Below are 9,224 nucleotides of genomic sequence, written 5' to 3' on the forward strand. Positions count from 1 at the left end.
CTCACCGAAAGCCTTTGAGCACTAACAACAAATTACACAATAGACGGGCTGTGTCTATGCGTAATTTGAAGTTAGGCACAGAAGGCTGGTGATTGGAGCACGTTAAATAGAAGTGCGTAAAAAGGCGCTAGGTTTTGAGGCTTAGTGTTGGATCACAGTGGTAACTGCACTTGTTACCGGTGTGATCCATGATAAACACAAAAACCTGCCTTTTGAAGCACGTTATGAAGAAGTGCCGACAACCTGCGTCCAATCTTTGAGCAGTAACCGTTAAATTGCAAAAGAGATTGTTCGTGATTGCAGACACAAAGGGGCTGTGACAAAAGTTAAATTTTGTCACAGCCCCTCTTTTATTCAGGATAAACGTGTTCCATAAGTCAAAATTCTCCGTCTAACTTCGAATTACTCATCGCAAAGCACCCGCTATGTTCGTAATTTCAAGTTAGCACTCAAAATTTCCCGACTTATGGCACACTCTCTTGAAGTTAAGCGGCGCACATTAACAGTAGTTTCAAAACTAAGCTATTTAGCTGTAATGTAGCCTTGGCTTTTTAATAATTCTGCACATAAAATCGCGCCCCCGGCAGCTCCACGTGCCGTATTATGTGATAAACCAACGAATTTCCAATCAAAAATTTTATCTGGGCGCAAACGACCGATTGAAATTCCCATTCCATGCTCAAAGTTAACGTCATAGCGTACCTGTGGTCGATCATCGGCTGTTAAATATTGAATAAATTGTTGCGGTGCACTAGGTAATTGCAACTCTTGGGGCACCCCACGAAAGCTCTCCAGTGCAGAAATCAATTCTTCTTTGGTTACCTTTTGTTTAAAGTTAACAAAAGCTGCCGCGGTATGCCCATACAAGACCGGCACACGTAAACATTGGCTGGTAATCACGGGTGTCGTTGCCGGAATAATCACCCCGTCGGTTGGATCGACTCGACCCCAAATCTTTAAAGGTTCTTTTTCAGATTTCTCTTCTTCACCGCCAATAAAGGGAATCACATTATTTAAAATCTCAGGTGCATCCTCAAAATTTTTGCCTGCTCCAGAAATTGCCTGATAAGTAGTCGCAATTACCTGAGTAGGTTCAAATTGTTGCCAAGCCGACAAAGCAGGGGCATAACTTTGAATTGAGCAATTAGGTTTGACTGCAATGAAACCGCGACTTGTCCCTAACCGCTGCCGCTGATATTTAATAACCTCAGTATGCTCCGGATTAATTTCAGGAACAATCATTGGAACATCAGGGGTCCAACGGTGGGCACTATTATTAGACACAACTGGTGTTTCTGTTTTAGCATACTCTTCTTCGATTTTTCGAATCTGATCCTTTGCCATGTTAACCGCTGAAAAAACAAAATCGACTTGTTCTGCAATCAAGTTAACCTGGTTAACATCCAAAACGGACAGCTCTTTTACTTTCGCAGGAATCGGAACTGACATCTTCCAGCGACCAGCAACTGCCTCTGCGTATGTTTTACCTGCACTGTGCGGGCTGGCCGCCACCAAAACGACCTCAAACCACGGATGATCGGCTAACAATGTTACATACCGTTGACCAACCATCCCGGTGGCCCCCAAAATTCCAACTTTTAATTTTTTACTCATTTTCAGTCCTCGCTCACTTTAAGAATCTGCGAGTAAAGTAGAGAAACTCCGCTTTCATCCCTGCCAACTCGTCATTACAATTACATTACAGCATTTTAATCTTTTTTTAAAGTGACTTATTAATTATTTTCTTGTTCCATCATCTTTTTGATCACCGGAACTTGACCTAAAGTCGTCATCTCGTCTTTTGAAAGTACAACTAAATTAGTATTAGACTGGGCTAATTCGACAAAAGCATGAATACTTTGATCTCTAAAGTAGTTCGGATCCACGTTTGCAAGACTTTTACGAATTTTTTCAATTCGATAACTTTCTGCATCTGCCCTCTTCTTAGTTGCTTCTGCCTGAGCCTGTGCGGTCTCAATCAAAGCGCGGTTGCGAGCATCGGTAGTTAACTTAATATTCTGTGCTTCACCTTGTGCCTTAGCAATTGTCGCAATTCGTTCACGATCTGCTGTCAACTGCTTGTCCATTGCTCCTTGGATAGCAGTCGAAGGAGTCAACTCATCAATATTCACGCGATCAACGTTTATTCCATAAACGTTCGTCAAATCGCCGATTGCTGCGGCAAGGTCTGCATTGATCTTTGAAGTTGACCCCAGTGCATCGGTTAAATCAAGCCTTCCGATAATATCGCGCAAATGACCACGAACCAATTGTGCCATTGACTCAACAGAATCAGTGTTCTCATATACATACTTCTGAGCATCGGTGACATGATAATTCAGGGTCACACTTGCTTGAATATCAGCATTATCTTTAGTAATGACAGAATACTGCGATAGTTGTAAGGGACGCATTGCTAAGTTGACAGTGCGAATTTTTTGCAGCAACGGCACATAAAACTGCAACCCCGCGTTAACCGTTCGCCGATATTTTCCCAGCGTTTCCACAAGCCCCTGACAATTTTGTTGCACAATTTTGAATCCAAACATTTTTTTGCCTCCTATTTTCAGTGTCCAAGCGGTCTAAGCGTTAAAATGTTCCCGTTAGCCTCCAGCACTATATAGTCTTTCTGCGCATCGAACTCCTGATTACTTTCGATCAGATAACGGTAAAAAATTCCTTTAACCTGCACGAGTCCATTTTCAGAATCAACTTGCGCACCGTGAACAACTTGTCCAATAAATTGCCGATTTTCCAAAGAAATTACGGGTGTTCCCTGCTGTTTTGCAAGTTCACTTTCAATCATTGTCTGGAGCAAACCATTTACACTTTGGTTTTGTTGTGCCGCTCTTTCCTCAAGCCTTTTTTTCAACTTGCGTGGTAAGCGCAACAAAAAGGTCGTCATCTGTTCCATCAGTTTCACCCCTTTAAACACACTCGATCGATATCGTAATGATATCATATAAATATCAAAATGCACGTTATTTTTTTCCTGTTAATAATAAAAATCTGCGATACTGCAACGGTGTCTGTAGCCGCAACAGCATCGAAACAACTGCCCGCGGCTTTTTATGCGGCAGCTGCATCAGCTCTTCTTTAACCGAACCAGGCTCGATCTTACATTCACCACAATAAAAGAAATTCTTTCCTTCAGCATCGCTTTTCTTCATAAAAAGGTGCAGTTTAACGACTCTTTTACCTTGTTCATCAACTTGCAACAATTGCTGCACTTCATCCGAATAAAGATGCCGCGGACTGCGTGTATACCACCGAATCAATGAAGTATTGATAAACTCATTTTCATAATTCGCACTCCTTTTTTGGGCAGATTCTTCTGCTGTATAGGTTACAAAAAGTGGGCAGGCTGTTTTGCCAACACGATAGCCGTATAACGGAGCACTAACATCCTTTTCCCAGTTTAAAAGGCGACAAACATCTTTGCGTGTATATTTTTGTAATAACGTAAACGGTTGCTCTGACTGATACTTCCGTGCTTTTAACAGACCAGTCTGCAAAACGTCTTTATAAAGGCGTGCAAACAAGCCATGCTGGCGCAAAGAAGCTCGAATTGTGGAATTTAAGTGGTAGCCGGCAGCATTCAAGCTAACAATTGGTTTACCACCATAGTTGTCAGCTTTAAGCCGCTTGCCAGCCTTCACTTTAAAGAAGCTTAGATCCAAGATCTGCAGCACCGACCGCAAAGTTGCTTGGTCACAATAACAATGATGTTCTTTTAACAAGTGCTTAAATTCAGCAAGTGACACGTTTTCGTGTTCAAGCAAAACCTTTAATAAAAGCAACTCATGTTGGCGCATTCCATTCAGCAACTCTTTAGTAACAAAGCTCAGCACCTGATCCTCAAATTTGCTTAAAACTACATCTTCTTTCATCTTTAACAGAAAATGATAGTAATTCGCAAGCAAGTGATTATCTGCAAACACTGCAGCATCTGTTCCCCCAAACTTTTGGAAATCAAACAATAATGGAATTCTGCCTAGTTTTTCCTTTAGCTGCCGGTAATCTTTGCGCAAAAAAGCAAGTGCATCCAGCTTAACTGCTTGAATTGTCTCGTAGATTCGTGCGCGCGCAACTTCAGTAAAATTGATGGTTGAAAGTCCAATAGTCGGCTGCAATTCGAGCTCTTCGCGTGCATTGTCCTTACTCCGTGTTTTATCTCCCGTCAACGCCAGCGGAATTAGATAATTGTTTTTATAATTGCCAATAAAATCGATCACTGTGACAAATTCCTTGCCTGGCGCTTTACGCAACCCGCGTCCGAGCTGTTGAATAAATACAATACTCGATTGTGTACTGCGCATCATCACTACCTGGTTAATGCATGGAATATCAATACCTTCATTAAAAATATCCACGGTTACTAAGTACTCAAGTGCCCCCTGCTCCAAATGGTTGACCGCCGCTTGCCGCTGTGCAATCGTATCTGTTCCACTTAAAGCTGTGGCAGGATGCCCCTTTGCACTCAATAGGCGTGCAACTTCTTTGGCCTCATCTTTGCGACTGCAAAAGATCAATCCATGAACCGCTTGACCGCTGTATCCGTAATAGTCTAGCTGCTGCAACACATAATCAATTCGTTCATTAGAGGCTAAGCGCCGCAAAGGGGTCTGCTCATCAATCACTTTCCCCTGATATTCATAGTCCTGAATTCCGACATAATGAAATGGACACAGCAAATTCTCCTCCAGTGCATCTTGTAAACGATTCTCATACGCAAGATTATAATCAAATAACTCATAGATACTAAAATCATCAGTTCGTTCAGGAGTGGCTGTCATTCCCATACAAAAAAGAGGCTGAAAATATTTTAAAACCCGCCGATAACTTTGAGCCCCTGCGCGATGAGCTTCATCAAGCAGGAGATAGTCAAATTCCGTCCGGCTAAATTGTGCTAAAACTGCTTGTTTAGAGAGCGTTTGAATGGTAGCAAACAGATATTTTGCATTGCTTTCAAAATGATTGCCTGAAAGAATTCCATACTCGTTCTTTTTTCCGCCTAACACCTTATAAAAACTTTGCATTGCTCTTTTTAGAATCTGTTCACGATGCACAATAAACAGCATTCTGCGCGGTCTGAACTGTTGCACGTCAAACGCTCCTAGGTACGTCTTTCCGGTTCCAGTTGCCGAAATAACCAGCCCTTTTTTTCCACCGGCATTTCGTAATTGCTGTAATTCTGCCAAAGCTTCCTGCTGCATTCTATTAGGAATAATTGTTTCTGCTGCCCTTTCAGTCTGCAAAAAGCGCCCAGCTTGCCCAGCGGCAGGCAAGGGTGCTTGATAATTCAATGTATAATCAGCCAGCCATTCCGAAGTCAGCGGTAGTGCTGTCTGCCAGGCTTCACTGATTTTTTGACGAATTTGCTGCGTCAGTTCACCATCTTGATGAGACGTCAAACGCAGATTCCATTCATAATTTGCTAATAAAGCTGTACGCGTCAGATTAGAACTGCCAATTATCAGCGAATCATAGCTGCCCTGATGTTCAAATAAATATCCCTTAACATGGAAGCCTTGTTGTGTTGAAATTCGAACTGTAACATTGGGAATCTTTAACAATTCGGCAAAAACCTCCGGACGATTAAATGAAAGATAAACTGAGGTAAGAATTTTGCCTTTGATTCCACGTTTAGCCAAATCAGCCAGCACTACTTTGAGCGGAACCAACATGTCCGGTGTGATAAAAGCCACGGCAAAGATAAACTGCGAACAAGCTTGCAACTCGGATCTGAGATGATCCCAGACAGTGTCATCCTTTTGATTCAGCAACAGCCGCGGTGAAAATTCCTCTGTTGCATGTTCTGTTTTTCTATCGATAAAGCCACTTACTACAGAGGAAAGCAGCTCAGAAGTAATGTCATTAGTCATTTATTTTCCCTCTCATTTTAAAATACAATTATGGCGCTGAACGATTGGTTACTCCATTAGCAATCTTTTGCATCCCCAGCTTACTCTATCAAGTTAGCTATTTTCTTTTAGTATAGCATGCTATACTTTGATAAAATAACGGCTTAACGTCGGTAAAAGGAGAGTAAGTCATGCAAGATACACAAAAAATAGCAATTCTTAAAAAACTGATTACGTTTGCTTCTGTCAATGACAATGAAGCAGCAGTCGCCGCCTACATAAAATCACTTTTCGCAGGTCTACCGCATGTTACCTGTGAAACCGTTGCCTACGCTCCTCGCAGAGATAACCTTGTGATAACCATTGGAAATACAGGACCACTGCTGGGTTTTAGCGGTCACATGGATGTTGTTGCACCAGGTAAGGAAAGTGACTGGTCAACCCCACCGTTTCAGCCTGTGATCAAAACTGGTCGTCTTTATGGCCGCGGCGCTGCTGATATGAAAAGCGGCTTGGCTGCTCTGGTAGTTGCCTTACTTGAGCTGGCTGAAGACTCAACGCAGCTAAACGGCAGAATCCGGCTATTAGCAACTGTTGGCGAAGAGACTGGCGAATACGGTGCAGCACAGCTTACAGCTGCTGGCTATGCTGATCATTTGGCAGGCCTGTTAATCGCGGAACCGACTGATAACATGCAGGAGATAGTCTACACTGCCCGTGGAGTTATTGATTATCGGGTAACTTCAAATGGCAAGGCTGCCCATAGTGCGCGTCCGGAAGATGGAGTTAATGCCATTGACAACCTATTAACCTTTTATCGCTTGGCAAAGCAAAAACTGGCAGCGTTTGATCAAACCGACCCCATTTTAGGAAAAAATACACACAGTATTACTAAGATTACTGGCGGTGAACAAGTTAACAGCGTCCCTTCCTATGCAGAGTTAATGGGCAACATCCGAACAATTCCGCAATATCCCAACCAAGTCTTCTTTGCTGCGTTGGAACAAATCGTTGCAGCCCTCAATCAGCAACCTGGTTATGACCTGACGCTCAGTTATAGTTTCCCAGAAGAAGCTATTCCAGGAGATCCGCATTCTAATCTGGTTCAATTAGCACAGCAAGTCTATCAAAAACATTGGGATCATCCGGCAAAGGTTGCAGGCGAGTTAGGTGCAAATGATGGTGCGGAATTCTTGCAAGCGCGTGGAGACTTTGACAGCATTGTAATCGGTCCAGGAGCTAATGTTTCACACCAAAGCAACGAGTATGTTGTTCTGGAAACTTACCTCAAAGCCTGCGCTTTCTACAAAGATTTTGCCACTACTTTTTTCAGCACTCAGCAGTAATTAATTACAGGCATTTCTTTTGTTTCGTTTTCTCCCCTGCGCTATTGTAGTCTTATAATCAACTATTCTGCAAAAGGGGGCCTTTGGATGTCAACAAAAGAGTTCGATTACGATGTCTTGTACTTAGGCAGCGGTCATGGAACCTTTGACGGTGCCATTCCGCTAGCTGCAACTGGTAAACGGGTTGCGGTTGTTGAAAGCGGCTTAATTGGAGGAACTTGTCCTAATCGTGGATGCAATGCCAAAATCACTTTAGATGCTCCGGTTGCCCTGCAACAAACTGCAACTGCTTTGCAAGGACTCGTCTCCCCACAACTGGAACTCAACTGGAATGCTACGGTTGCTCACAAACACGAGGTTATTAAGGATCTGCCTGGTTTTATCGCTGGTTTGTTAAAAGATGCAGGTGTCACTTTGTTTAAAGGACGCGGACACTTTATCGATCCGCATACGATCGCTGTGGGAACCCAACAGCTTTCTGCGGAAAAAATTGTGATTGCAACCGGTCTACATCCGCATCGACTAGACATCCCCGGCAGACAGCTTGCTCATGATAGTCGTGAATTTATGAATCTGCAGGAATTGCCACATCGGATCGTAATTATCGGGGCTGGCTATATTAGTTTAGAATTTGCAACCATTGCCAACGCGTTTGGCGCTCAGGTCACGGTCTTGTTGCGCGGAGATAAGGCCTTGCGTAAATTCCATCAGCCTTTCGTGCAAAAACTTTTGGCACTTTTGGAAAAACGTGGTGTGACTTTTATTAAAAACACAACGGTAACTTCATTTTCGGAGGAATACGGGGTCAAACAGGTGCACTATAATCAAACTGAGACAGTTGCGGCTGATTGGATTCTTGATGCAACTGGTAGAAACCCCAATACTGAGGGATTAGGGTTAACTGAACTTGGTGTTGCTTATGATGAGGCTGGAATTATTGTAAATGATCACTTACAAACCACAGTGCCTAATATCTACGCTAGTGGTGATGTAATCAAGAAAAAGCAGCCGCGTTTGACACCTACCGCAATTTTTGAATCAAAATACCTGCAACAACTCTTTGCCGGAACAACAACTGCTCCAATTGACTACCCTGCAATTCCTTCCGTGGTCTTTTCTTCACCTCGAATCGCATGGCTTGGTCTTTCACCGGTACAAGCGGCACAAGACGCAGCTATTTCGCAGGTGCACCATAATGTTTTGGATAATTGGTATCGCCATGTTGAGCGTGAACAGTATGGTGAGAATATCTTGCTGTTTGATAAAGAACATCATTTGGTTGGTGCAACTGAAATCAGCGAACATGCTGAAGATGTGATTAATGCTCTCTTGCCGGCACTTGAACTCAAATTAGATCCTGCACAGGTTGGCAGGTTGATTCACCTGTTCCCGACGATTTCATCGGCTGCGTGGGAGGGGCTTTAAAGAAGAAGTGCGTAAAAAGGCGGGAGGCCTTGAAGATTAGCGCTAGGTAACGAGGGTAACTGCGCTTGTTACCGTTGTTACCTAAGCTAAGCATAAAGGTCTGCCTTTTGGAGCACGTTATGAAAGAAGTGCGTAAAAAGGCGCTAGGTTTTGAGGCTTAGCGTCGGATCACAATGGTAACTGCACTTGTTACCGGTGTGATCCATGCTAAACACAAAAACCTGCCTTTTGGAGCACGTTATGAAAGAAGTGCCGACAACCTGCGTCCAACCGCCGCAGACTAAGTCCTGAATTACAAAGTAACCCGGGTTTGGTTACGCGTAATTTTGGCTTAGGCACAGGAGGTTGCGGGGTGGAGCACGTTATGGAAGAAGTGCCGACACTCACCGAAAGCCTTTTGGAGCACGTTATGAAAGAAGTGCGACACCCAACTTCCAGCCTTTGAGCAGTAACCGTTAAATTGCAAAATAGACGGGCTGTGTCTATGCGTAATTTGCGGTTAGGCGCAAACAATCCACATCTAAAAAGCGGTTAAAGGGGGCTGTGACAAAAGTTAAATTTTGTCACAGCTCCTCTTTTATTCCGGATA

At 43.4% G+C, this 9,224-nt stretch carries 6 protein-coding genes; 2 read left to right on the plus strand and 4 right to left on the minus strand.

Features of this window, described 5'->3' with window-relative positions:
* Positions 1–522: 522 nt before the first annotated feature.
* The 4 genes from asd to FD50_RS04215 all read right to left on the minus strand — a co-directional run bounded on the left by asd (position 523) and on the right by FD50_RS04215 (position 5,885).
* Entirely contained in the window at positions 523–1,614 is a 1,092-nt protein-coding gene (gene asd / locus FD50_RS04200) for an aspartate-semialdehyde dehydrogenase (RefSeq protein ID WP_056960498.1), read from the minus strand.
* A gap of 119 nt (positions 1,615–1,733) precedes the next feature.
* Positions 1,734–2,549 (minus strand): SPFH domain-containing protein, encoded by an 816-nt coding sequence (locus tag FD50_RS04205; RefSeq protein WP_056960500.1) that lies wholly within the window; start codon positions 2,547–2,549, stop codon positions 1,734–1,736.
* A gap of 17 nt (positions 2,550–2,566) precedes the next feature.
* A complete protein-coding gene (locus tag FD50_RS04210; RefSeq protein WP_054758048.1) occupies positions 2,567–2,914 on the minus strand; it encodes a hypothetical protein in 348 nt (115 codons plus the stop codon).
* 67 nt (positions 2,915–2,981) lie between these two features.
* Complete coding sequence (locus tag FD50_RS04215; protein WP_056960502.1) at positions 2,982–5,885, minus strand: DEAD/DEAH box helicase; 2,904 nt, start codon at positions 5,883–5,885, stop codon at positions 2,982–2,984.
* Positions 5,886–6,055: 170 nt separating this feature from the next.
* Here FD50_RS04215 and FD50_RS04220 point away from each other — a divergent pair, with 170 nt between their 5' ends.
* Together FD50_RS04220 and FD50_RS04225 are read left to right on the plus strand one after the other, a co-directional pair.
* Positions 6,056–7,210, plus strand: a complete 1,155-nt coding sequence (locus FD50_RS04220) for an ArgE/DapE family deacylase (RefSeq protein ID WP_056960504.1) — start codon at positions 6,056–6,058, stop codon at positions 7,208–7,210.
* A gap of 87 nt (positions 7,211–7,297) precedes the next feature.
* Complete coding sequence (locus FD50_RS04225) at positions 7,298–8,635, plus strand: dihydrolipoyl dehydrogenase family protein (RefSeq protein WP_056960507.1); 1,338 nt, start codon at positions 7,298–7,300, stop codon at positions 8,633–8,635.
* The last annotated feature ends 589 nt before the right edge of the window (positions 8,636–9,224 follow it).

Source organism: Liquorilactobacillus satsumensis DSM 16230 = JCM 12392 (assembly GCF_001435195.1).
In the GTDB taxonomy this organism is placed as follows: domain Bacteria; phylum Bacillota; class Bacilli; order Lactobacillales; family Lactobacillaceae; genus Liquorilactobacillus; species Liquorilactobacillus satsumensis.

What these genes read in the sequence shown, in the direction of transcription:
- FD50_RS04215 (WP_056960502.1), bottom strand. Translation starts at nt 5,885, where the DNA reads ATGACTAATGACATTACTTCTGAGCTGCTTTCCTCTGTAGTAAGTGGC.
- FD50_RS04210 (WP_054758048.1), bottom strand. Translation starts at nt 2,914, where the DNA reads ATGGAACAGATGACGACCTTTTTGTTGCGCTTACCACGCAAGTTGAAA.
- FD50_RS04220 (WP_056960504.1), top strand. Translation starts at nt 6,056, where the DNA reads ATGCAAGATACACAAAAAATAGCAATTCTTAAAAAACTGATTACGTTT.
- FD50_RS04205 (WP_056960500.1), bottom strand. Translation starts at nt 2,549, where the DNA reads ATGTTTGGATTCAAAATTGTGCAACAAAATTGTCAGGGGCTTGTGGAA.
- asd (WP_056960498.1), bottom strand. Translation starts at nt 1,614, where the DNA reads ATGAGTAAAAAATTAAAAGTTGGAATTTTGGGGGCCACCGGGATGGTT.
- FD50_RS04225 (WP_056960507.1), top strand. Translation starts at nt 7,298, where the DNA reads ATGTCAACAAAAGAGTTCGATTACGATGTCTTGTACTTAGGCAGCGGT.